Raw genomic sequence first — 22,615 nt, forward strand, 5'->3', positions numbered from 1 at the left:
ATCTCAGAAATGCATGCGGTCTTCGGCCAGCCGGTACAGCCGCCGCCAGACCAGGTGGTTCATCGCCATCACGAACACGCACATCACGCCGATGCCCAGCGCGATGCGCGGGAAGTCGCCGACGGCCGTCATGTGCGCGATGTAGCTGCCCAGGCCCTTGGCCTGCAGCGTGGTGTCGCCCCAGGTCACGTACTCGGCGACGATGCTCGCGTTCCACGAGCCGCCGCTGGCGGTGATGGCCCCGGTGACGAAGCTCGGGAACACCGCCGGCAGCAGGTAGCGCCGCCACAGCAGCCAGCCCTTCAGGCCCAGGTTCTGCGCCGCGTAACGCAGCTCGGTCGGCACGGTCGACGCTCCGGCGATCACGTTGAACAGCAGGTACCACTGCGTGCCCAGCACCATCAGCGGCGACAGCCAGATGTCGGGGTTCAGCTTCCAGCGCACGATGAACAGCACCGCCACCGGGAACATCAGGTTGGCCGGGAAGGCCGCGAGGAACTGCGCCACGCCCTGCAGCCGCCCGGCCCAGCGCGGGTTCATGCCGATCCAGATGCCCACCGGCACCCACACCAGCGCGGCCAGCGCCGTCAGCACCAGCACGCGCACCAGCGTGTAGAACCCCAGCACCAGCACGTGGCCGGCCTCGGCCCAGCCGACCTCGCTGTGGATGAAGCTCAGCAGGCGCCACAGCGCGAACAGCACCGCGGCCGCGAGCACCGCGTCCCAGGCGCGTGCCAGCGTCGCGCTGGGCGGCCGCGCCCGCGCGCGGATCGAGGTGCCGTCGTGGCGGCGGCGGAACAGCGTCAGCGAGCGCTCGAACAGGCCGATGACGCGCAGCGCGAACGGCTGCAGCCGCTCGGTGCGGCGCAGCCAGGTCAGCAGCCACGACGACGGCGCCGTCTCGCTGCTGCCCTCTTCGAAGCGGAACTTGTCGGCCCAGGCGAGCAGCGGCCGGAAGAACAGCTGGTCGTACAGCACGATGCCGACCAGCATGCCGCCGATGGCCCAGCCGATGGCGTGCAGGTCGCGCGCCTCGATCGCCAGCGCGATGTACGAGCCGACGCCGGGCAGCTTGATGCTCTGCTGCGACACCGCGATGGCCTCCGACGCGACGACGAAGAACCAGCCGCCGGACATCGACATCATCATGTTCCACAGCAGCGAGGGCATCGCGAACGGCAGCTCCAGGCGCCAGAAGCGCTGCCAGCCCGACAGCTGGAACACGCGTGCCGCCTCCTGCAGCTCGGGCGGCACGGTGCGCAGCGACTGGTAGAGGCTGAAGGCCATATTCCAGGCCTGCGACGTGAAGATTGCGAAGATCGCCGCGCACTCGACGCCGAACAGGTTGCCGGGGAACAGCGCGATGAAGCCGGTGACGGTGATCGACAGGAAGCCGAGGATGGGGATGGACTGCAGGATGTCGAGCAGCGGCACCAGCACGCGTTCGGCGGCGCGGTACTTGGCGGCCAGCGCCGCGAACACGCAGGCGAAGACCAGCGACGCGCCGAGCGCGAGGAACATGCGCAGCGTGGTGCGCAGCAGGTAGTAGGGCAGCGCGGTCGGATCGAGCGTCAGCGGCAGCACCTCGCCCAGCTCGTAGGGCCGCGCCATCTGCGAGCCGCCCCAGGCCAGCAGCACCAGCACCGCGAGCACCAGCGGCAGCAAGGCCCAGTCCCAGCGGTTGCCGCCGGACTCGACCACCTGGCGGGGGAAGAAGCGTTTGTCGATCATCGGGCGGTGGGGAAAGAAGGGGGCTCGGGCGCCGCGCGATTGTCCCCGGTCCGCGGCGCGGCGCCCGACCGGGCGATGACCAAGCCATGGCCCGGATGTTGCGTCGTGTGTCACGCCGACCCCCGATTCGCGCCCCCCGGCCTCCGGGGGTGCGCCGGGTGACGCCGGGCGTGCCGCGTTCCTACAATCCCGCCGATGTCTTGCAGTAGCCCGCCGTGAGCGCCGTCGTCGCCCCCGTCCGCGACCTGTTGTGGGGCCCGTCCGGGCGCCGGCGCGGCCACGCGAAGCTGACGCTGCTGGCGCTGGCGGTGTATGCGCTGTTCGCCGTGGTGTGCGCCATCGAAGTGCGGCTGGGGATGATGCAGGCACGGCCGGCCGTCTGGCTGTGTGTCACCAGCCTCATCGGCATCACGGTGTTCTATGCGCTGGTGCGCAGCGGGCTCAGCGAGCAGTTGTCGCCCGACCCGTCGCTGACGATGTCGCAATCGGTGTTCGGCGTCGCGATCACCGCCTGGGGCTATGCGATCAACCCGCAGCTGCGCGGCGCGGTGATGGCCATCATGCTGCTGAACCTGGTGTGGGGCATGTTCGTGATGTCGCCGCGCCAGGCGCGGCTGCTGGGCGTGCAGGCGCTGGTGCTGCTGGGCGGCGTGATGCTGTGGAAATCGCGCACCGACCCGGCGCAGTTCCCGCCGCAGGTCGAGGCGATCCAGTTCATGTTCTGCCTGATCCTGATGTCGGCCATGTCGGCGCTGGCCGTCAGCATGGGCCGGCTGCGCGCCAAGCTGCGGCTGCGCCAGGCCGAGCTGCAGGCGGCGCTGGCCAAGATCCACCACCTGGCGACGCGCGACGACCTGACGGGGCTGGTGAACCGCCGCCACCTGACCGAGCTGCTGGATGCCGAACGCGTGCGCCAGAAGCACCATGGCCAGCCGCTGAGCCTGGTGCTGATGGACCTGGACCACTTCAAGCCGATCAACGACACCCACGGCCATGCGGCCGGCGACGAGGTGCTGAAGATCTTTGCCGCCGCCGCGCAGGCGGCGCTGCGCGACACCGACGTGCTGGGCCGCTGGGGCGGCGAGGAGTTCCTGCTGATGCTGCCGTCGACGCCGCAGGCGCAGGCGCTGCAGTGCATCGAGCGGCTGCGCGCCGGGCTGGCGCAGGCGCCGTTCGACGAGGTGGTGCCGGGGCTGAAGCTGACGTTCTCGGCCGGCCTGAGCACCTGCGCCGACGCCGAGGCGCTGCAGGCGGCGATCGAGCGGGCGGACAAGGCCATGTACCGCGCCAAGCTGCAGGGGCGTGACGGAACGGTGACAGGCTGAGCCCACCCTGCTGACGAAGACTGCTGACAGAGGATGTCAGCATCCCCGGCGCAGCATCTCCTTCCCGAAGAAGAGGAGATGCCCCGATGACCGAGATGACCCTGGAGCGGCCGGCTCGTTTTGCCACGCCCTCCGCCACTGTCGCCGCCACCGCCACTGCTGACACCGTTCCGTCCCCGTGCGCCATCGTCGAGCTGCGGCGCTACACGCTGCACCCCGGCCGGCGCGACACGCTGATCGAGCTGTTCGACCGCGAGTTCGTGCACACGCAGGAAGACTGCGGCATGCGCGTGCTGGGCCAGTTCCGCGACCTCGACGAGCCCGACGCCTTCGTCTGGCTGCGTGGTTTCCGCAGCATGGCCGAGCGCTGCGCGTCGCTGAACGCGTTCTACGGCGGCCCGGTGTGGCGCCGGCACCGCGAGGCGGCCAACGCGACGATGCAGGATTCGTCCGACGTGCTGCTGCTGCGCAACGTGCAGACCGCCGCCACGCACGCAACGCGGCCCGGCATGCTGCTGGCCATGGTGTGCAGCCTGGACACGCCGGCGACACCGCTGCTGGTGCACCGCTTCGAGCACGAAGTGCGCCCCTGCCTGGTGGCCGCCGGCATGGAGGTGCAGGCGGTGCTGATGACCGAGCACGCGGCCAACGACTTCCCGGCGCTGCCGGTGCGCACCGACACCGAGGCCTTCGTGTGGATCTGCCGCTTCGACGACCCGGCGCACCAGCAGGCCTGCGCCGAACGGCTGTTCGCGTCGCCGATCTGGCGCGATGCGGTGTGGCCGCGCTGGCTGTCGCAGCTGCGCTCGCCGCCGCAGATGTTCCGGCTGCAACCCACCGCCGCTTCGGCATGGCGCTGACTTCGTTTCAACCAGGGAGAGACCGATGAGCTACACCCTCGAACGCACCGGCCAACGCGACGACTTCGATTTCCTGCACGGACGCTGGCACGTGGAGAACCGGCGGCTCGCGACGCGCGTGCCGGGCAGCACCGACTGGCAGGAGTTCCCCGCCGAGATGAGCTGCGAGCCGCGGCTGGGCGGCATCGCCAACGTCGACCAGATCGACTTCACGACGCAGGAATGGTCGGGCCTGACGATGCGGCTGTTCGACCTGGCGAAGCGGCAGTGGTCGATCTACTGGATCAGCAGCCGCAGCGGCACGCTGTTTCCGCCGGTGCACGGTGGCTTCAGCGGCGACCGCGGCGAGTTCTACGGCGAGGACGAGGACGGCGGGCGCAAGGTGTTCGCGCGCTTCGTCTGGTTGCGCCAGGGGCCGGATGCGGCGCGCTGGGAGCAGGCGTTCTCGCACGATGGCGTCGAGTGGCTGACGAACTGGACGATGCAGATGACGCGGCAGGCCACCTGAGACGTGGCCGCGAGGCCCCGGGGCATCACCCCAGCAGCGAAGACCGCACCCTTCAGCCTCTCGAGAAATACTCGCCCAACGCCTCGCCGCGGCCGGGCACGAAGTCGAAGGCAATGCCGCCCTTGCCGACCAACGCCGCATTGCCGGGGCCGTCTCCCGGCGTCCTGACGTAGAGCGGCGCCCAGTTCTCGTTCAAGGCTTCCAGGGCACCCGACCAGGTGCCGCCACTGCCCAGCGCAGAGTCGATCACCAGCGCCCGGTCCGCCAGCGCGTAGATGTACTTGTTGCGCCCCATCGCGTTGCCGGCAAGAAAGCCTGCCTCCGGATGGAACGGCGACACCAGCAGCAGGCGCCCTGCCTGCAGGCCGGCTCGATTCATTCCGCTGACGCTCGCCTTCAACAGGTCATTCGCCAGCACGCCGACCGCCTGGCCGCCTGCCTCGACGGCGCCTTGCATCGCGGCCGTGTCCACGCCGCGCGCGCCACCCGACACCACGGCCATCCCTTCCCTGGCGCACTCGGCCGCCGTCTGGCGCGTGAAGGCCAGCGCAGCATCGCCGGCATCGCGCGAACCGACGATGGCCAGGCCACCCCGGTCCAGCAGCGCCTGGTCGCCCGCGCCGTAGAGCAAGGCAGGCGCGGCGTGCTTCAAGCGGCGCTTCAATGCCTTCGGGTACTCGGCATCGCCCCGCGAGAGGACCCACAGGCCGGCCCGGTTCCATCGCTCCAGGGCCAAGGCCATGGCCGTGCCGCGTTGCAACAGGAACTCGATGCGCTGGCTCGCCAGTTGCTCTCGCCCCGCAGCAGACATCAGGTCGGCCGGGCGCATCCCGCGCAGATTCAGCCACTTGGCGAGCTCTGCGTAGTCCTGGTTGGACAAGGGCTGGAAAGCCTCCTGCCGTTCGCCGCCGAACCTGCCGCACAGCAGCAGGACCGCTTCGGCATCTGCACTCAAGCCTTGCATGCTCATCGTGGCCGCTTCACTTCGCCGAGGTGGCGGCCAGCGCCAACGGGTAGACGGCGGACGTTCCTGCCTGCCGCAGCAAGGCGGTCGCGAGCGTCAAGGTCCAGGCCGAATCGACGACATCGTCGACCAGCAGCACCGGCTCGTCCATGCCGTCCAGTGGGTCGACGGCATACGCGCCATCGAGGTTGTGGCACTGGTGAAAGCGGTTCTCCATGTTCCTTTGCAGTTCGGTCTCGCGCAACTTCAGGATGATCGGCCGGAACGGCACGCCCAGCGCATCGGCCAGGCGTCTCGCAAAATCCGGCACCAGCGCCGGGTACCGCATCGACGGGATGCAGGTCACCCAGGTGATCGCAGCAGCCGCAGGCCAGCGATGCCGGATCAAGTCCAGCGCGGCCTGGACGAGTTCATCGTCGAAACGGCCGTGCGCCTTGCCCTGCGACACCAACTGGCCCCAGACCGGCTCGCCCCAGCGGGACAGCACCCGGCCTTCCTCGCCCCGCAACGACGGCGCAATGGTCGCCTTGCTCCAGCCGTGCTCGGCCCGGTAGTGCACGAGCGCCTCGATGTCCCATTGCTTCTTGAGCTCCAGCGGCATCTCGCTGTGCCGCACGAAGCGCTGTGCCTGGATCAGCAGGTCGCGGTCGATCTCGACCGGAAGCGCCGGGCGCCCGAGGCACACCGCGCACTTGCCGCACGGCCCCGCCGCCTCGTCGTCGAGCGCCTCCGCCAGGAACTGCATCAGGCAGCGTTCGTTCGCGAGATAGCGCTTCATCTGCGCCCATTCTTCCTCGCGTTGCCGCGTGAGGTGCGCGATGCGCTGCCTGTCGATGCTGAACGGATGGGCCGTGCGGTACCACTGGCCGTCGATCCGCAGCACCGGCGAGTCCGGCTCGACCACCAGCAGCTTCAGCACCTTCTCGATCTGCGACTGCCGCAGGTTGACGGCCCGCTCGAGGGTTCGAACGCCCATGCCCGCGTCGGCCGTCTCCAGCGCACCCAGGATCCGATCCACCTGCCATTCGGGCGGAAACGCGGCGTCGCGAAAGTACGCGTTGATGTCGTCCTCTTCTTCGCCGGACAACAACACGCCGCAGGCCGCGGGAATCGCACGGCCCGCCCGCCCGACCTGCTGGTAGTAGCCCACCACGTTGCCCGGCGTCTGGTAGTGGATGACGAAATGCAGGTCCGGCTTGTCGTAGCCCATGCCCAGCGCGGTGGTGGCGACCAGGCACTTGATCTCGTTGACGAGCAGCGACTGCTCCAGGGCCTGCCGCTCGTCATCGGGCTTGCCCGCGTGGTAGGCGCGGGCCTCGATGCCCTGCAGGCGCAGCCATTCGGCCACCCGGTCGGCGTCGCGCGTGGTCAGGGCATAGACGATGCCGCTGCCGGGCAGACGGGGAATGCAGCCGGCCAGCCAGGCCAGGCGTTCGGCCGCACCGGGCAGCCGCATGTTCTGCAGCGCCAGGCTCTCGCGCAACAGCGGCCCACGCTGCACGACCACCGACGCACCGAGCTGGGCGGCCACGTCCTGCTCGACGCGCCGGTTCGCCGTGGCCGTGGTGGCCAGCACCGCGATGTTGCCCGGCAGGCGGGCCAGCACCTGGCCGATGCGCCGGTAGTCGGGCCGGAAATCGTGGCCCCAGTCCGAGATGCAATGCGCTTCATCGATGACCAGCAGGCCGATGCGTGCGGCAATCGGCTGCAGCGTGCCGGTCACGAACTCGTCGTTGGCCAGGCGTTCGGGCGAGATCAGCAGCAGGTCGACGCGGCCGGCCAGCAGCTCRTCGCGCACCGTGTCCCACTCGTCGCGGTTGGTCGAGTTGACGCTCAGGGCCTGCAATCCGAGGCGTTGCGCCGCCTCGATCTGGTTGCGCATCAGCGCCAGCAGCGGCGAGATGATCAGCGTGACGCCGCCACCCTGGGCGCGCATCAGCTTCGCCGCGACGAAATACACCATGCTCTTGCCCCAGCCCGTTCGCTGCACGCAAAGCACCTTGCCGCGGTGGTTCACGATGTGGGCTATGGCCTCCCATTGACCCTCGCGGAAGTCCGACGCCGCGTGGCCCATGGCCACTCGCAGGCAATCAAGTGCATCGGCTCTGGCAACCATGGGTCCTGCTCCCTGCAGATGTCCGGGGACTCGGACTCGCCAGCAGTCTAACGATGGAAAACGGCCCGCGACGGGCTCAGCCGTGGACCCGTTGCAGCAGCCGGCCCGCCACGTCGGCCGCGCCGGCATCGCCCGTCATGTGCGCCCGCACGATCGCGCCCTCGACGATCAGCAGCGCCTCCTCGGCGGCCTGCACCGGCCGCGGGTGGCCGCAGCGCCGCGCCAGCGCCTGCAGGCAATCCTGCAGCTCGTCCTTGTGGCTTTGCACGACGCTGATCGCCTCGCCCTGGGCCGAGCCCTCGGCCAGCGTGTTGATGAAGGCGCAGCCGCGGAAATCCGGCTCCTCGAACCATTCGCGCAGCACCTCGGCCGCGCGCTCCATCGCGACGCCGTGCTCGGCACAGCGCGCCTCCAGCCTGCGTGCGAACCAGGCCATCCAGCGCTCGTGCCGGTGGTGCAGGAAGGCCAGCGCGAGGTGCTCCTTCGACGGAAAGTGGCGGTAGAACGAGGCCTTCGCCACCCGCGATTCGGCGATCAGCCGGTCGATGCCGACCGCGCGGATGCCCTCGGCGTAGAACAGGCGCATCGCGGTCTCGAGGATGCGCTCGCGGGGTTCGAGCACGGCAAGGTCAGGGGTCATGTGCGGGAGTTTGACAGACAGCTCTGTCTGCTTCAATATCCGACCATGTAGACAGACCTGTCTACATGGTCAACCCCCAACCCGAGGACACCCCATGGACACACCGCGCCCGCCGCTGCCCCCGTTCACCGAAGAATCCGCCATCCAGAAGGTTCGCCTGGCCGAAGACGCCTGGAACAGCCGCGACCCCGACCGCGTTGCCGCCGTCTACACCGAGGACACGCGCTGGCGCAACCGCGCCGAGTTCCCGGTCGGCCGCGAGGCGGTGCGCCAGTTCCTGCAGCGCAAGTGGGCGCGCGAGCTCGACTACCGGCTGATCAAGGAGCTGTGGGCCTTCGGCGGCGCGCGCATCGGCGTGCGCTTCGCCTACGAGTTCCACGACGATTCGGGCCAGTGGTTCCGCAGCTACGGCAACGAGAACTGGGAATTCAACGCCCAGGGGCTGATGGAGCGCCGCTACGCCAGCATCAACGACCTGCCGATCAAGCCCGAGCAGCGCCTGTTCCACTGGCCGCTGGGGCGCCGCCCCGACGACCACGCCGGGCTCAGCGCGCTGGGGCTGTGACCGCGGGGGCGGCTGCGGCCGCCTTCGGCTTGCGGAACACGATCACGTTGCCGGCCATCACCAGCGCCAGGCCGAACAAGGCCGGCGCGGTCCACTGGTAGCCCTCGACCCAGGCCGACACGTTCAGCGCCACCACCGGGAACAGCACGGTGCTGTAGGCCGCGCGCTCCGGGCCGAGCCGGCCGACCAGCGTCAGGTAGGCGGTGAAGCCGATCACCGAGCCGGGGATTGCCAGGTACAGCAGCGCGCCGACGTAGGTGGGCGACGGGTCGAAGGCCCAGCCGACGCCGCCGAGCAGGCAGCCGACGGTCAGCACGCCGGCGCCGATCAGCATGCCCCAGGCGTTGGTGACGATCGGCGTGTGGCCCAGCGCCTGCAGGCGCGTCGAGAGCATGTTGCCGGCCGAGAAGCACAGCGTGCCGGCCAGGCCCAGCGCCAGGCCGAGCAGCGTGTCGGGCGAAGCGTCGTGGCGCGTCAGCTCCGGCCAGAACAATGCCGCCAGGCCGAGCATGCCGAGCGCGCTGCCGGCCAGCACGCGCGGCGCGAGCGGCCGGCCGAGGAAGACACGGGCGTTGAACGCGTTCCACACCGTCGCGGTCGAGAACAGCACCGCCACCAGCCCGCTCGGGATGTAGCGGCTCGCGTGCAGGAAGCAGATGAAGTTGACGCAGAACAGGCACACGCCCTGGGCGGCGATCAGCTTCATCGCCCGGGCATCGGGCCGCTTGAGCCGGCCGGTGACGAGCAGCCAGGCGAACAGCACCGCGGCGGCCAACGCGAAGCGGTACGCGATGGACCAGGGAATCGGCACGATGCCCAGCTGCAGCTTCAGCGCGATCCAGGTGGTGCCCCAGATCAGCACCGTGAGGCCATAGAGGAACAGGTTCATGGCGGCAGTGTCGGGGGCGCCGCGCCGCCAAAGTTGCACAAAACTGCGGTTTGATCGCCGCGCCCGTGCGCTCGCACGCGGGCGCGGCTACAGTGGCAGCGCCATGGCTGCTGCCGACCTGACCCGCCACGAGGTGTTCGACGTGCTGACGCACTCGCGCGCCCGGCTGCTGCGCAGCGTGTCGCTGGGCGACGGGCTGGCGGCGGCGGTGTGGCGCAACGCCGAGGACGCGACCACCTACAACCGGCCGTCGCACCACACGCTGTCGCTGTACCTGAGCGGCGGGCAAGGCACCTGGCGGCACGAGGCGCCCGACCGTCGCGGCGAGCCCGGGCGGCTGTGCGTGATGCCGGCGGGGCACGAATCGCGCTGGGTGGTGGGCGGCGAGCAGTCGTTCGTGCACCTGTACTTCGACGAGGAGCAGCTGGCGCCGCTGGCGGTGCGGCTGCTCGACCGCGAACCGCGCGAGGTGCAGGTGCCCGACCTCACCTTCGTCGACGTCGCCCGGGTGGCGGCCCCGCTGCAGGCGTTGGCCGGCCTGGACTGGCAGGACCCGCAGGCGCGGCTGCAGGCGAATGCGCTGGGGCATGCGGCGATGGCCGAACTGCTGCTGGGGCACGCACAGCGCGGGCACCGCCTGCCGCCGCGCGGCGGGCTGTCGGCGGCGGTGCGCAGGCGACTCGTCGACTGGACCGAGGCCCGGCTCGACCAGCCGCTGACGATCGGCGAGATGGCGGCGCAGGCGGCCTTGTCGGAGCATCACTTCGCGCGCATGTTCCGCACGTCGTTCGGCATCGCGCCGCATGCCTGGGTGCTGTGGCTGCGGCTGGAGCGCGCGAAGCGGCTGCTGCGGCAGTCGGATGCGCCGCTCGACGAGGTGGCGCGGCAGTGCGGGTTGGCGAATGCCAGTCACCTGGTCAACAGGTTCCGGGCGCGCACCGGGTTCACGCCGGCCAAGTATCGGCAGGCGTGGCGCTGACGCGTTGTCAGGCCTTCTTGCGTGAGGGACGCGGCTTCGGTGGGGGTTCGGCCTTGGTAGGCGGCAAGGTCAAGGTTGCGTGCCTGAGCGACTCTTTCATGAACGCCGGCAGACTTTCGATTTCCTTGCGTGCTGCGCCGAACTGTCCAATCGTCCCTGCCACTGCGACGCGCAGCCTTCTCGAGGGTTCCCGATCACCAGTTGAAGCGAAGCCGCGGCCACAGCAGGTTCACCGCCAACCCCGCCATCACCAGCGCCGCGGCGATCAGCTTCCACGCCGGCAGCGCCTCGCCCAGCCACCACGATGACGCCGCCATGCCGAACACCGGCACCAGCAGCGCCATCGGCGTGATGGTCGCGGCCGGGTGGCGCGCGAGCAGCCAGCCCCAGGCCGCGTAGCCGAACAGCGTGTTGCCCACCGACTGCCACAGCACCGAGCCCCAGGCCACCCAGTCGGCCTGGCGCAGGCCGGCCTCGATCGCGGCGCTGCCTTCGAACAGCCAGGACAGCAGGAACAGCGGCGGCACCGCGAACGCGCTGGTCCACACCACGTAGGCCAGCATGTTCACGCGGCCGGCGCGGCGGCTGACGATGTTGCCGCCGGCCCACGACAGCGCCGCGAACAGCACCATCAGCACGCCCGCCACCGTGGTGTCGCCACCGGTGTGCGCACCGATCACGACGATGCCCGCGGCCGCCAGCAGCAAGGCGACCCACTGGAAGCCGCGCACCACCTCGCCGCTGCCGCGCATCGCGAGGCCGATCGTGAAGAAGACTTGCGTCTGCACCACCAGCGAGGCCAGCCCCGGCGTGATGTGCCCGCGCATCGCGAGGTACAGCACGCCGAACTGGCCGACGCCGATCAGCAGGCCATAGGCCGCGAGGTTGCGCCACGACACCTCGGGCCGCGGCAGGAAGAACACCGCCGGCAGCAGCGCGAACGTGAAACGCAGCGCCGCGAACAACAGCGGCGGTAGATGCGCCAGCCCCAGCTTGATGACGACGAAGTTGGTGCCCCAGACCGCAACGACGGCAAGCGCCAGAAGGAAGTGCCGGGCCGGCAGGGGTGCACTCACGCGAGCACCACCCGGTTGCGCCCCGCCCCCTTCGCCGCCCGCAGCGCCTGGTCCGCGCGCGAGATCGTGTCGGCCACCGATTCGCCGGCCCGGTGCTCGGTCACCCCGGCCGAGAAGCTGACGTGGATCGGCGGCCCGTCCGCGTCGATCTGCATCGCATGGATGCGCTCGCGCAGCCGCTCCAGCCCGAGCCGCGCCAGCGACGCCCGCGTGTCCGACAGCAGCAGCAGGAACTGCTCGCCCTGCCAGCGCCCCAGCAGGTCGGAGATGCGGATCACGTTCAGCGCCTCGCGCGCAAAGCGTCGCAGCAGGCGGTCGCCGAACTCGTGGCCTTGCTGCTCGTTGATCTTGCGGAAGGCGTCCAGGTCGATCATCGCCAGGCAGAAGGTGTAGCCCGAGCGCACGCCGCGCTGGCGCTCCTGCTCCATCAGTTCGACCATGTGGCGGCGGTTGATCAGCCCGGTCAGCTCGTCGCGCGTGGCCAGGTCCTGGATGCGCGCGAGCGCCGCCGACAACTCCTTCTTCTGCCGCCGCATGCGCTCGCGCAGCCGGCTCAACTGGCCGGCCAGCACCGCGATCGCCGGCACCATCACCGCGATCATGATGAAGTGGCCCCACTCCACCGCCGGCTCGTAGACCGCCGGGTCGTGCCAGGCCATGCCGGCCATCGTCGCGCCGAACAGCACCACCGCGAACAGCGCGGTGCGCATCACCTGGCCCGGCGGCAACGCGTACATGCTGAACATGAAGATCACCATCAGGATCGGGAAGGCGCCGCCGCGACCGGCCCCGGCCAGCGCATAGCCGGCCGCGCCGCAAACGATCGCGAACACCATCTGCGGCTGCGTCAGCGACGGGTCGGGCAGCTGCAGGTTGAGCCCGCTGCGGATCAGGCCGAAGAACAGCACGAAACCGCCGATCAGCACCCCGCTCCATGCCGCCACCGGCCAGAGCGGCGCCAGCCCGGCCCACACCAGGTACTGCATGTTGGCCACGCTGGCCAGCACCAGCAGCATCGCGACGCCGCATTGCACGAGCCGCAAGCGCTGCTTGGGCTCGGTGCCGAACAGGCGGTCGGCAAGGGGAACGAGAACGGTCGGCACGGGGCGAGAGGTTATCAGCCTCCCGCCGCCTCCCGCCTGCCCGTGTTCCAGCGCGTCAGCGCCCAGGCGCCGCGCAGCGTGCCGTCGGCTTCGTCGGCGACGCGGAAGGCATGCCCGGGCAGGCGCTCGGCGAGCAGCGCGACATAGACCGGGTTGCGGGCCAGCGGGCCGTCGATGACGACCGGCGACGGGCCGGCCAATGCCATCACCCGCTCGGCCGTCATCTGCGCGCAGTACAGCGCGGCCAGCGTGGCGCGCTGCGCCGGCGACAGCGCCTGCGGCGCGATGGCTTCGCCGCGGCGCGACACGCGCGGGCGTGCGCCGCCGGGGCCGGGCTGCACCTCGATCCCGTCCGCGAGCAGGCCGGCAACCAGCGACAACTGCGCATCGCCCGGCGCGGCACCACCGCACAGCGCTTCGTGATCGCGCCCGCCCATGAAGCGCGCCGTCGGCACCAGGTCCTGCGCGACCGACACGTTGGCCAGCATGTCGGCCGACAGGTCCAGCGCACCGACCTGTCCGCCGCAGGCCATCACCACGGTCCAGGTGCCCGAGGTGACCAGCGTCATCGCCGGCGACTGCCGCAGGTGGCGCGCCAGGCAGGCGTTGCTGTCGTGCACGCCCGCATGAACGATGCAATCCGCGGGCAGGCCCAGGCGCCGTGCGAGTTCAGGACGGACGGGCCCCAGTTCGTCCCAGGCATTGCGCATCGGCGCAAAGCGGTGGTCCCAGCCTTCGCAGCGCGCCAGGCGCGACCAGCCGCGCCGCACCGGCGCCCACAGGTGGGTGTGGCAGCCGAGCGAACTCGGCTCGGTGGCCGCCACGCCGCCCAGGCGCCAGGCCCAGTACTGCGGGTAGGGCAGCAGCACGTCGGCCTGCGCGAACTCGCGCGCGAACTCGCGCGACAGCCAGTACCACGGCCGCGCCGCGTTCAAGCCCATCGGCAGGTGCGGCGACCAGGTCTCGTGCAGGTCGCCCACGGCTTCGGCATACGCGGCACGCTGCCCCGCATAGGCATCGAACTCGTAGTCGACCACCGGGAGCACCAGGCCGTGGCTGTCGATCGCGGCGAACGCCGCTCCGTGCGTGCTCGCGATGAAGCGTTCGATGTGCAGCCGCCCCGCCATCGACGCGAGGCTGTCCCAGAGCCAGCCCTCGATGCCGTCCGTGTCGAGCGCCAGGTAGCCCTGCGCGCTGTCGACGCCCCGGTTGTCGCGCGCCCGGCCATCGAGTTCGTGCCCGTCGCCATCCAGCGCCCGCAGCTTCACATGCGTCTTGCCGACGTCCAGCACCACCGTCGCACGCGGCTTCATGGCAGGTGGAACATCGGCTGCAGCGGCGTCACCTGCGGCGCGAGCGACGGCTCGGTCTCCATCAGGTCGGCCATCGCCCGCCACCAGCGCTGCATCACCGGCTGCGACGGCAGCTCGTCCATCCGGTGCTCCGGCGTGCGCCGCAGCACCGCGAACAGCGCGAGGCTCTCCTCGTCGAGGAAGATGCTGTAGTCGCGCACGCCGGCCGCGTGCAGCAGCGCGGCGAGTTCGGGCCACAGTTCATCGTGGCGCCGCTTGTACTCGGCGGCGCAGCCGGGCCGCAGCCGCATGCGGAAGGCCAGTTGCTCCATCACAGCAGCACCCGCGGTCCGCGCAACAGGCGCGGCAGCACCATCGAGGCGATCAGCAGCACGCCGACGATCATCGCCATCACGATGCCCGACACGTTGGCCATGCCGAGCGCAAAGGTGAACAGGCCCAACAGCAGCGTCGCCAGCAGCACGCCGACGATGCTGCCGCGGCCGCCCTCGATCGCGACGCCGCCCAGGATCACCATCGTCACGGCATCCAGCTCCCAGCCGAGCGCGATGTTCGGCCGCGTGCTGCCGATGCGGCCGGTCAGCAGCACCGCGGCCAGCGCCGCCATCAGCCCGGCGAAGACGAACAGCGCGAAGCGGTGGCGATCGACCTCGATGCCCGAGAAGCGCGACGCCACCGGGTTGGCGCCGATCGCGTAGAGCCGCCGCCCGACCACCGTGCGGTGCAGCAGCGTGCCCACCGCGACCGCCATCAGCAGCAGGATCGCGAACTCGATCGGCACGATCAACCAGGGCAGCCCGACCAGGTCGCCGAGGTAGCCGTTGCCCAGCACCGACAGCGCCTCCGGGTAGCCGGTGATGGCCTGGTCGCCCAGCGCCACCAGCGCGATGCCGCGGTACAGCGACAGGCTGCCGATCGTCACGACGATCGACGGCAGCCGCCAGGCCGTGACCAGCCAGCCGTTCAGCGCGCCGCAGGCCGCGCCGGTCGCGAACGCCGCCAGCAGCATCAGCGGCAGGCCGGCCCCGGCCTTCATCGCGAGACCCATCGCCAGCGAGCACAGCGACAGCGTCGCGGCGATCGACAGGTCGATCTCGCCGGCCACGATCAGCAGCGCCATCGCCAGCGCCAGCAAGCCCTTCTCGCTGAAGTTGAAGGTGCTGTCGGCCAGTGCGTACGGCGTCATGAAGCCGTCGATGCCGAGGCCGAAGCCCGCCAGCAGCAGCACCAGCAGTGCCAGCAGCAGCCGCTCCCACATCGCGAACGCGTTCGTCATGCAGCCACCTCGCGCCGTTCCAGGATCTGCCGCCCGCTGCGGCGCTGCGCCCCGGCGTTCAGCGCCACCGACACCAGGATCACGACGCCGGCGATGGCCTGCTGCCAGAACGGCGACACCTGGATCACCGGCAGCGCCCCGTTGACCACGCCGATGAACAGCACGCCGAGCACCGCGCCGGCGACGCTGCCGATGCCGCCGCCGATGCTGACGCCGCCGATCACACAGGCTGCGATCACCGTCAGCTCGTAGCCCGCGGCCAGTTCGGTGAAGGCAATCGCATAGCGGCCCACCCACAGCAAGCCCGCCAGCCCGGCCAGCGCGCCCGACACCGCGTACACCAGCAACAGCCGCCGCCGCAGCGGGATGCCGACGTAGGCCGCCGCGTGCGGGTTGCCGCCCAGCGCGTACAGCTCGCGCCCTTCGCGGCGCCAGCGCAGGAAGACCGCCATCGCGACCACCACCACCGCGGCAATCCACACCAGCGCCGGCAGCCCCAGCCACTGCTCGCGCGGCAGGCCCTTGATCGCGGGGTGGATCTGGTGGTCCGAGATCCATGCGCCCTGGCTCGCGACGAAGATCGCGCCGCGGTAGGCCGACAGCGTGCCCAGCGTCACGACGATCGGCGGCAGTTCGAAGGTCGTGATCAGCCAGCCGTTGACCAACCCCAGCAGCGTGCCGATGGCCACCGCCAGCAGCAGCAGCGGCACCACGCCCAACTGCGGCATCGCGCGCCCGGCCAGCGCGCACAGCATGCCGGTCAGCGCCAGGTTCGACGCGGCCGACAGGTCGACGCCGCGCGTCAGCAGCACCAGCATCTGGCCCATCACCAGGATGGCCAGGATGGCCGAATCGTTGGCGATGTCGAGCGCGTTGTGCCAGGTCAGGAACACCGGCGCGCGCACCCCGACTGCCAGCGCAATGGCAACGATGATCGCGAGCAGCGCGATCTCGCGGTGCAGGCCCTTCATGCCGCCAGCTCCCGCAGCTCGGCCAGCGGCATGGCGCGCGGCACCGGTGCGATGCCCGAGGCCGCCGCGACGATCGCCTCCGCATCGACCTGCCCGCGCTCGAAGGCCGCCACCTGCCGGCCGCGGCGCATCACGATCACGCGGTGCGCCAGGTTCATCACCTCCGGCAACTCGGACGACACCAGGATCACCGCCAGCCCCTGCGCGACCATCTCGCCGATCAATTGATAGACGGCCTGCTTGGCGCCGACGTCGATGCCCTTGGTCGGCTCGTCGAGGATCACGATGCGCGGGTCCAGCCCCAGCCACTTCGCGATCACCACCTTCTGCTGGTTGCCGCCCGACAGCCCGGCCATCGGCGTGTGCGGCGAACCGGTCTTGATCTGCAGCCGCTCGGTCATGCGCCGGCACAGCGCCGATTCGCGCAGCGCCGACAGCCATGGCCCGCGCGCGAAACGCGACAGGCCGGCCAGGCTGATGTTGTGCTGCACCGAGAAGCTCAGGATGCCGCCCTGGCGCTGGCGTTCCTCGGGCACGTAGGCGATGCCGGCGGCGATCGCGTCGCCGGCGCGCTGCGGCTGGAAGCGCTGGCCTCCCACCTCGAACTCGCCGCGCGCCTGCGGGTTCAGCCCCATCAGCGCGAGCATCGCCTCGCTGCGACCGGAGCCGACCAGGCCGTAGAAGCCGAGGATCTCGCCGCGCCGCAGCTCGAACGACAGGTCGTCGAACTCGCTCGGGTGCGACAGCCCGCGCACCGACAGCACCACCTCGCCCGGCGGCGCGGCCGGTGCGGGGTAGATCTGCTCGATCGCTCGGCCGGCCATCAGCTTCACCAGCTCGCGCTCCTCGGCCTGCGCGATGGCGCCCGCGCCCACCGAGGCGCCGTCGCGCAACACCAGGTAGCGGTCGGCCACCGCGAAGATCTCGTCGAACTTGTGGGTGATGAAGATCACGCCGACGCCCTGGTCGCGCAGCGTGTGCACCAGGCCGTAGAAGTCGCGGATCTCCTGCTGCGACAGCGCGGCGGTCGGCTCGTCGAGGATCACGACCGAGGCCTGCTGCGACAGCGCGCGGGCGATCTCGACCAGGTGGCGCTCGGCCAGGCTCAGGTCCTTGACCAACGCACCCGGGGCAAAGCGTGCACCGATCCTGGCCAGCACCTGCGCCGCCTGCGCGTGCATCGCGGCCCAGTCGATGAAGGGTCCGCGCTGCAGGTGCCGCCCGATGAAGATGTTCTCGGCCACCGAGAGCTCATCGAACATCACCGTTTCCTGGTGCACCGCGACGATGCCGGCCGCCTGCGAGGCCTGCGCGTGCGCGAAGCAGCGCGGCTGGCCGTCCAGTTCGATCGTGCCCTCGTCCGGCTGCACCACGCCGGTCAGGATCTTCACCAGCGTCGACTTGCCGGCGCCGTTCTCGCCGACCAGCGCGAGCACCTCGCCGCGCTGCAGCGCGAGGTCCACGCCACGCAGCGCATGGGTGGCCCCATAGCGCTTGTGGATGCCGCGCAACTGCAGCAGGGGCTGGGTCATCAGAAGAACTTCGCGAATTTCTCGACGTTGCCTGCATCGTAGGTGAACGGCTCGGCCATCGCCGCTTCATTGTTCGCATCCAGCGTGACCGTGCCGACGCGGCCCAGCGACACCTTCTCGCCCGCCGCGCCCTTGGCCTTGCCGTGCACGAACTGGTGCGCCGCGTAGATGGCCGAGTAGCCGAGGTCGATCGGGTTCCAGATCGCGAACGACTTGACCGCTCCGCTCTTCACGTGGCCGGCCATCTCGGACGGCAGCCCGAGCCCGGTGACGAACAGCGCGCCGACCTTCTTCTCGTCCTGCACCGCCTTGGCAGCCGCCGCGACGCCGACGGTGGTCGGCGCGACGATGGCCTTCAGGTTCGGGTAGCTCTTGAACAGGCCCTGCGCCTCGCGGTAGCTCTTGTCGGTCTGGTCGTCGCCGTAGACCACGCTGACCAGCTTGAGCCCGGCATAGGGCGGCTTGGCCAGCACCTTCTTCATCTCGTCGATCCAGATGTTCTGGTTGGTCGCCTGCGCGGTGGCCGACAGCACCGCGATCTCGCCGTTCGGGCCGATCGCCTCCTGCGTCATCTTGACGAGTTTCTCGCCGATCAACGCGTTCGACGACGGGTTCAGGTGCATCAGACGGCCGTCCTTGCGCACGCCGGAATCGAACGACACCACCTTGATGCCGCGCGCCATTGCCTTCTTCAGCGCCGGCACCAGCGCATCGGGGTCGTTGGCCGAGATCACGATCGCCTTGACGTTCTGCGCGATCAGCGAGTTGATGATCTCGATCTGCCCTTCGGCCGTCGCCTTGGCCGGGCCGGTGTAGATGATCTCGACGTCCTTCAGCTCCTTGGCCGCTTCCTGCGCGCCCTGGTTGGCGGCATCGAAGAAGCCGTTGCCCAGGCTCTTGACGACCAGCGCGATCTTGTCGGCGGCCATCGCGCCGGGCGCGAAGGCCGCGCAGGCGAGGACGGACAACAGCACTTGCAGAGGTTTCTTCACGGGTTTGTCTCCTGGTGGTTTTATGGACTGACGGGGGAACTCAAACGATGCCGCTGCTCGGGCCGGCGGCGGGGCGTGTCTCGGCGACACGCGCCCGGTAGCCGCTCGCGCGGTAGGCCGCGACCGGCTCGACCGCGCCGCCCGCCTCCAGCCGCACGCGCTGCAGGATCGGCGTCACGTCGGTCTGGTAGGCCTGCTTCAGCGTCTGCGCGGCCATCAGCACGTCGTTGGCGTCCTGGTGGGCCGACAGCGCCTTGCGGTCGACCAGCAAGGCCTGCGCGTAGCAGCGCTGCACGCTGGCGGCGCTGSTCATCAGGCTCTCGATCGGATCGGTGACGTTGTGCGACTGGTCCAGCATGTAGGCCGGCGCGAAATCGGGCACGCCGGATTGCGCCGCATCGACCAGCTCGTTGAACACCAGGAACAGCTGGAACGGGTTGATGCTGCCGCTGTCCAGGTCGTCGTCGCCGTACTTGCTGTCGTTGAAGTGGAAGCCGGCCAGCTTGCGCGCATGCACCAGCCGCGCGACGATCATCTCGATGTTGACGTTCGGCGCATGGTGGCCCAGGTCGACCAGGCAGCGCGCCTGGTCGCCCAGCGCCTGCGCGGCCAGCAGGCTGGAGCCCCAGTCCTGGATCACCGTCGCGTAGAACGCCGGCTCGAACATCTTGTGCTCGAGGTACATGTGCCAGCCTGTCGGCAGCGCCGCATAGATGCGCCGCGTGCTGTCGAGGTAGCGCTCGAAGCTGCGCCGGAAATGCTGCTGCCCGGGGAAGTTGGCGCCGTCGCCGATCCACACCGTGATCGCGCGGCTGCCGAGCTGGCGGCCGATCTCGATCACCTCCAGGTTGTGCGCGACGGCCTGCGCGCGCACCGCGGCATCGCTGTGCGTCAGGCTGCCGAACTTGTAGCTCAGCGGCTGGCCCTTCTGGTCGGAGAAGGTGTTGGAGTTGACCGCATCGAAGGCCAGGCCGCGCATTGCGGCATGCTCGCGCAGCTCGGTGTAGTCGCCGCACTTGTCCCACGGGAAGTGCGGCGAGACGGTCGGCGTGCAGCGCGCCAGCTGCTGGATCACGCTGCAGTCCTCGATCTTGTCGAACACGTCGCGCGGCTCGCCCGGCCCGGGGAAGCGGGCGAAGCGCGTGCCGCCGGTGCCGACGCCCCACGACGGCACGGCCACCGCGAACTCGGCCACCTGGCGGCGAAGGGTCTCGATGTCGACGTCGCGGCGCGCGAGCTGCTCGCCGAGGGTTTCGTAGTCGTCGCGCACACGCCTGGCGAGCGGCGCGTTGTGCGATTCGATCAGGCCGGGGGCGATCAAGGGGGTGGCCATGGCGGTTGTCTCCTGCAAGGGCTCAGCGCGGGAAGGCGGCCAGGTTGCCGGCATCCACGTTGAGGATGTTGCCGGTCGACTTGGCCGACAACTCGGAAGCGAAGAAGCAGGTGGCTTCGGCGATGTCCTCGGGCAGCACGCTGCGCTTGAGCATCGAGCGGTCGCGGTAGAAGGCCTCGAGCTCGTCTTCGGGGATCTTGTTCGCCGCGGCGCGCTCCTGGCTCCACCTGCCCGTCCAGATCTTGCTGCCGCGGATCACCGCGTCGGGGTTCACGACGTTGGCGCGGATGCCCAGCGGCGCGCCTTCGAGCGCGAAGCAGCGCGCCAGCTGGATCTCGCTCGCCTTGGCCGCGCAGTAGGCCGAGGCCTGGTTGCTCGCGACCATGCCGTTCTTGCTGGCGATGAAGACGATCGCGCCGCCGACGCCCTGCGCCTTCATGACGCGGAAGGCCTCGCGGCCGATCAGGAAGTAGCCGGTGGACAGGATGGACTGGTTGCGCATCCACAGTTCCAGCGTGGTGTCCTCGATCGGCGCCGCCGATGCGATGCCGGCGTTCGAGACCAGGATGTCGACGCCGCCGTAGGCGATCGTCGCGTCGGCATAGGCGCGCAGCACCGCGGCCTCGTCGGTGACGTCGCAGCGCAGCGTGCGCACCGCGTCGCGGCCGAAGCGCTTCGCCAGGTCTGCACCGACCTCGGCCAGCGCCTGCGCGTCGATGTCGAGCAGCACCGTGCAGGCGCCCTCGGCCAGCAGCCGCTCGGCGATCGCGCGGCCGATGCCGCCGGCCCCGCCGGTCACCAGCGCCACCTTGCCGACCAGCGGCTTGGCCTTCGGCATGCGCTGCAGCTTGGCCTCTTCGAGCAGCCAGTACTCGATGTCGAAGGCCTCCTGTTCCGGCAGGCCGACGTAGCGGTCCAGCGCATCGGCCTCGCGCATCACGTTGATCGCGTTGACGTAGAACTCGCCGGCGATGCGGGCGGTGGCCTTGTCCTTCGCGAGCGAGACCATGCCGACGCCGGGCAGCAGCACGATCACCGGGTTGGCATCGCGGATCGCCGGGCTGTCCTCGCGCTTGCAGCGCTCGTAGTAGGCCGTGTAGTCGGCGCGATAGGCGGACAGCCGCTCCTCGATCGCGGCGGCCAGTTCGCTGCCCTGCAAGGCGTACACGGCCTGCGGCAGGATCAGCGGGCGGATCTTGGTGCGCAGGAAGTGGTCGGGGCACGAGGTGCCGAGCGCCGCCAGGCGCTCGAGGTCGCGGCTGCCCGCGAACTCCTGCACGACGGCCGAGCGGTCGACGTGCGCCAGCTTGTGGCCGCTGCGCGAGACGGCACCGCGCAGCACCGGCAGCAGGCGCGCCAGCAGCGCGTCCTGGTCGGCCTGCGCAAGCGGCTCGCGCGCCGCGCCGCCGAAGCTGACGACACGGCGCTCCTGGCGCTCGGCCTGCAGCCAGGCCTGCGCATCGCGGATCACGCCGACGGTGTTCTCGTAGCAGCTGCGCGCGTCCTCGCCCCAGGTGAACAGGCCGTGGCCGGCCAGCACCAGGCCGCGCAGGCCGGGGTGGTCGGCGACGTGGCGCTGCAGCTGCATCCCGAGTTCGAAGCCCGGGCGGCGCCACGGCAGCCAGCCGACGCTGCCGCCGAAGATGCGGTCGGTCAGCGCGCGGCTGTTCTCCATCGCGGCGATCGCGATCACCGCGTCGGGGTGCATGTGGTCGACGTGCCGGAACGGCAGGTAGGCGTGCAGCGGCGTGTCGATGCTGGCGGCACGCGCGTTCAGGTTGAAGGTGCAATGCGGCAGGTAGCCGACCATCTCGTCCTCGTGCGCGGGGCCGCGGTACAGCGCCTGCAGCGCGCGCAGCTTGTCGAGGTAGAGGGTCGAGAAGCCGTCGAGCTTCATCGAGCCGAGGTCGCCGCCCGAGCCCTTGACCCACAGCACCTCGACCTCGCGCTGCGTCAGCGGGTCGCGCTGCAGCAGCTTGGCCGAGGTGTTGCCACCGCCGTAGTTGGTGATGCGCAGGTCGGAGCCCAGCAGGTTGGAGCGGTACAGCAGCCGGCCGGGCTCGTCCAGGCGCGCGGCGTGGTCGGCATCCCAGGTCGGGAAGGGGAGGGTCGGTTCGGTCATGCCGAAATCTAGGGCGGGGCATTCATAAGGACAAGCAACGGTTTCTTATCGGATGGCAAAGATGAACTGATGCTTCCCCGTGGCCCGGGTGGCAACCCGGGACCCGGATTGGCATCCGGGCTTGTATGTTCCGTCTGCACCCCCAGACGCAGCGGATGAGGGTGTCGGGATGGAGGGACGATCCGGGCCATCTGCCGTCAGCAGCGGACAGACCACCGTAGTGATTCCCCATTTCGTTCGCCCAAGCGTCGATGAGGAACGCAGCCGCAGCAACCCCGGTCGTGAGACCGGGGGATGCTGACGGCCCATAGATGCAAGCC

At 70.2% G+C, this 22,615-nt stretch carries 20 protein-coding genes; 5 read left to right on the forward strand and 15 right to left on the reverse strand.

Translation table 11 applies throughout. From position 1 onward, the window contains the following. Positions 1 to 3: 3 nt before the first annotated feature. Positions 4 to 1,731: an ABC transporter permease gene (locus AC1DYN_RS17475; RefSeq protein ID WP_477961775.1), complete on the reverse strand. Its 1,728-nt coding sequence runs from the start codon at positions 1,729 to 1,731 to the stop codon at positions 4 to 6. 215 nt (positions 1,732 to 1,946) lie between these two features. Between AC1DYN_RS17475 and AC1DYN_RS17480 the strand changes: the two genes are divergently transcribed. From AC1DYN_RS17480 to AC1DYN_RS17490, 3 genes are all read left to right on the forward strand, one after another. Then, positions 1,947 to 3,056, forward strand: a complete 1,110-nt coding sequence (locus AC1DYN_RS17480) for a GGDEF domain-containing protein (RefSeq protein WP_477961777.1) — start codon at positions 1,947 to 1,949, stop codon at positions 3,054 to 3,056. Between the two features lie 86 nt (positions 3,057 to 3,142). After that, entirely contained in the window at positions 3,143 to 3,916 is a 774-nt protein-coding gene (locus AC1DYN_RS17485; protein ID WP_477961780.1) for an NIPSNAP family protein, read from the forward strand. Positions 3,917 to 3,941: 25 nt separating this feature from the next. Then, positions 3,942 to 4,424 (forward strand): hypothetical protein, encoded by a 483-nt coding sequence (locus tag AC1DYN_RS17490; protein WP_477961782.1) that lies wholly within the window; start codon positions 3,942 to 3,944, stop codon positions 4,422 to 4,424. 52 nt (positions 4,425 to 4,476) lie between these two features. Here the strand turns inward: AC1DYN_RS17490 and AC1DYN_RS17495 are convergent, their stop codons facing one another. The 3 genes from AC1DYN_RS17495 to AC1DYN_RS17505 all read right to left on the reverse strand — a co-directional run bounded on the left by AC1DYN_RS17495 (position 4,477) and on the right by AC1DYN_RS17505 (position 8,144). Beyond that, positions 4,477 to 5,394 carry a DNA-processing protein DprA gene (locus AC1DYN_RS17495; protein WP_477961784.1) on the reverse strand — a complete coding sequence of 306 codons (918 nt, stop codon included), beginning with the start codon at positions 5,392 to 5,394 and terminating at the stop codon, positions 4,477 to 4,479. Between the two features lie 10 nt (positions 5,395 to 5,404). Continuing rightward, positions 5,405 to 7,504 carry a RecQ family ATP-dependent DNA helicase gene (locus AC1DYN_RS17500; protein WP_477961785.1) on the reverse strand — a complete coding sequence of 700 codons (2,100 nt, stop codon included), beginning with the start codon at positions 7,502 to 7,504 and terminating at the stop codon, positions 5,405 to 5,407. A 76-nt stretch (positions 7,505 to 7,580) separates the two neighbouring features. Beyond that, complete coding sequence (locus tag AC1DYN_RS17505; protein WP_477961787.1) at positions 7,581 to 8,144, reverse strand: TetR/AcrR family transcriptional regulator; 564 nt, start codon at positions 8,142 to 8,144, stop codon at positions 7,581 to 7,583. A 94-nt stretch (positions 8,145 to 8,238) separates the two neighbouring features. On the opposite strand from AC1DYN_RS17505, the gene AC1DYN_RS17510 reads away from it, so the two are divergent. After that, positions 8,239 to 8,709, forward strand: coding sequence for a nuclear transport factor 2 family protein (locus AC1DYN_RS17510; RefSeq protein ID WP_477961789.1), 471 nt, complete (start codon positions 8,239 to 8,241; stop codon positions 8,707 to 8,709). On the opposite strand, the gene AC1DYN_RS17515 is transcribed toward AC1DYN_RS17510, so the two are convergent. After that, complete coding sequence (locus AC1DYN_RS17515; RefSeq protein WP_477961791.1) at positions 8,690 to 9,598, reverse strand: DMT family transporter; 909 nt, start codon at positions 9,596 to 9,598, stop codon at positions 8,690 to 8,692. The two genes, AC1DYN_RS17510 and AC1DYN_RS17515, sit on opposite strands and share 20 nt — an antisense overlap. 103 nt (positions 9,599 to 9,701) lie before the next feature. Between AC1DYN_RS17515 and AC1DYN_RS17520 the strand changes: the two genes are divergently transcribed. Beyond that, a complete protein-coding gene (locus AC1DYN_RS17520) occupies positions 9,702 to 10,577 on the forward strand; it encodes an AraC family transcriptional regulator (protein ID WP_477961793.1) in 876 nt (291 codons plus the stop codon). A 194-nt stretch (positions 10,578 to 10,771) separates the two neighbouring features. Here the strand turns inward: AC1DYN_RS17520 and AC1DYN_RS17525 are convergent, their stop codons facing one another. The 10 genes from AC1DYN_RS17525 to AC1DYN_RS17570 form a co-directional block, all read right to left on the reverse strand. Continuing rightward, complete coding sequence (locus AC1DYN_RS17525; RefSeq protein ID WP_477961812.1) at positions 10,772 to 11,641, reverse strand: EamA family transporter; 870 nt, start codon at positions 11,639 to 11,641, stop codon at positions 10,772 to 10,774. An 8-nt stretch (positions 11,642 to 11,649) separates the two neighbouring features. After that, positions 11,650 to 12,756 (reverse strand): GGDEF domain-containing protein, encoded by a 1,107-nt coding sequence (locus AC1DYN_RS17530; protein ID WP_477961795.1) that lies wholly within the window; start codon positions 12,754 to 12,756, stop codon positions 11,650 to 11,652. A 14-nt stretch (positions 12,757 to 12,770) separates the two neighbouring features. Further along, complete coding sequence (locus AC1DYN_RS17535; protein ID WP_477961797.1) at positions 12,771 to 14,069, reverse strand: FGGY-family carbohydrate kinase; 1,299 nt, start codon at positions 14,067 to 14,069, stop codon at positions 12,771 to 12,773. Then, entirely contained in the window at positions 14,066 to 14,380 is a 315-nt protein-coding gene (locus tag AC1DYN_RS17540) for an L-rhamnose mutarotase (RefSeq protein WP_477961800.1), read from the reverse strand. Before AC1DYN_RS17540 ends, AC1DYN_RS17535 begins: the two co-directional genes overlap by 4 nt. Beyond that, positions 14,380 to 15,345 (reverse strand): ABC transporter permease, encoded by a 966-nt coding sequence (locus AC1DYN_RS17545; protein WP_477961802.1) that lies wholly within the window; start codon positions 15,343 to 15,345, stop codon positions 14,380 to 14,382. The genes AC1DYN_RS17540 and AC1DYN_RS17545 overlap by 1 nt, the downstream gene beginning before the upstream one ends. Continuing rightward, entirely contained in the window at positions 15,342 to 16,316 is a 975-nt protein-coding gene (locus tag AC1DYN_RS17550) for an ABC transporter permease (RefSeq protein WP_477961804.1), read from the reverse strand. Before AC1DYN_RS17550 ends, AC1DYN_RS17545 begins: the two co-directional genes overlap by 4 nt. Further along, positions 16,313 to 17,848 carry a sugar ABC transporter ATP-binding protein gene (locus AC1DYN_RS17555; RefSeq protein WP_477961806.1) on the reverse strand — a complete coding sequence of 512 codons (1,536 nt, stop codon included), beginning with the start codon at positions 17,846 to 17,848 and terminating at the stop codon, positions 16,313 to 16,315. The genes AC1DYN_RS17550 and AC1DYN_RS17555 overlap by 4 nt, the downstream gene beginning before the upstream one ends. Next, positions 17,848 to 18,777: a rhamnose ABC transporter substrate-binding protein gene (gene rhaS / locus AC1DYN_RS17560; protein WP_477961814.1), complete on the reverse strand. Its 930-nt coding sequence runs from the start codon at positions 18,775 to 18,777 to the stop codon at positions 17,848 to 17,850. The genes AC1DYN_RS17555 and rhaS overlap by 1 nt, the downstream gene beginning before the upstream one ends. A 103-nt stretch (positions 18,778 to 18,880) precedes the next feature. Continuing rightward, a complete protein-coding gene (gene rhaI, locus AC1DYN_RS17565) occupies positions 18,881 to 20,173 on the reverse strand; it encodes an L-rhamnose catabolism isomerase (protein ID WP_477961808.1) in 1,293 nt (430 codons plus the stop codon). 22 nt (positions 20,174 to 20,195) lie between these two features. Then, on the reverse strand, positions 20,196 to 22,295 hold the full coding sequence (locus AC1DYN_RS17570; protein ID WP_477961810.1) for a bifunctional rhamnulose-1-phosphate aldolase/short-chain dehydrogenase: 2,100 nt from the start codon (positions 22,293 to 22,295) through the stop codon (positions 20,196 to 20,198). Positions 22,296 to 22,615 lie beyond the last annotated feature (320 nt).

It is taken from the genome of Rhizobacter sp. P2_D12 (genome assembly GCF_056404395.1).

What these genes read in the sequence shown, in the direction of transcription:
- AC1DYN_RS17510 (WP_477961789.1), top strand. Translation starts at nt 8,239, where the DNA reads ATGGACACACCGCGCCCGCCGCTGCCCCCGTTCACCGAAGAATCCGCC.
- AC1DYN_RS17515 (WP_477961791.1), bottom strand. Translation starts at nt 9,598, where the DNA reads ATGAACCTGTTCCTCTATGGCCTCACGGTGCTGATCTGGGGCACCACC.
- AC1DYN_RS17545 (WP_477961802.1), bottom strand. Translation starts at nt 15,345, where the DNA reads ATGACGAACGCGTTCGCGATGTGGGAGCGGCTGCTGCTGGCACTGCTG.
- AC1DYN_RS17475 (WP_477961775.1), bottom strand. Translation starts at nt 1,731, where the DNA reads ATGATCGACAAACGCTTCTTCCCCCGCCAGGTGGTCGAGTCCGGCGGC.
- AC1DYN_RS17490 (WP_477961782.1), top strand. Translation starts at nt 3,942, where the DNA reads ATGAGCTACACCCTCGAACGCACCGGCCAACGCGACGACTTCGATTTC.
- AC1DYN_RS17505 (WP_477961787.1), bottom strand. Translation starts at nt 8,144, where the DNA reads ATGACCCCTGACCTTGCCGTGCTCGAACCCCGCGAGCGCATCCTCGAG.
- AC1DYN_RS17495 (WP_477961784.1), bottom strand. Translation starts at nt 5,394, where the DNA reads ATGAGCATGCAAGGCTTGAGTGCAGATGCCGAAGCGGTCCTGCTGCTG.
- AC1DYN_RS17550 (WP_477961804.1), bottom strand. Translation starts at nt 16,316, where the DNA reads ATGAAGGGCCTGCACCGCGAGATCGCGCTGCTCGCGATCATCGTTGCC.
- AC1DYN_RS17520 (WP_477961793.1), top strand. Translation starts at nt 9,702, where the DNA reads ATGGCTGCTGCCGACCTGACCCGCCACGAGGTGTTCGACGTGCTGACG.
- AC1DYN_RS17485 (WP_477961780.1), top strand. Translation starts at nt 3,143, where the DNA reads ATGACCGAGATGACCCTGGAGCGGCCGGCTCGTTTTGCCACGCCCTCC.
- AC1DYN_RS17570 (WP_477961810.1), bottom strand. Translation starts at nt 22,295, where the DNA reads ATGACCGAACCGACCCTCCCCTTCCCGACCTGGGATGCCGACCACGCC.
- AC1DYN_RS17555 (WP_477961806.1), bottom strand. Translation starts at nt 17,848, where the DNA reads ATGACCCAGCCCCTGCTGCAGTTGCGCGGCATCCACAAGCGCTATGGG.
- rhaS (WP_477961814.1), bottom strand. Translation starts at nt 18,777, where the DNA reads ATGGCCGCCGACAAGATCGCGCTGGTCGTCAAGAGCCTGGGCAACGGC.
- AC1DYN_RS17540 (WP_477961800.1), bottom strand. Translation starts at nt 14,380, where the DNA reads ATGGAGCAACTGGCCTTCCGCATGCGGCTGCGGCCCGGCTGCGCCGCC.
- AC1DYN_RS17535 (WP_477961797.1), bottom strand. Translation starts at nt 14,069, where the DNA reads ATGAAGCCGCGTGCGACGGTGGTGCTGGACGTCGGCAAGACGCATGTG.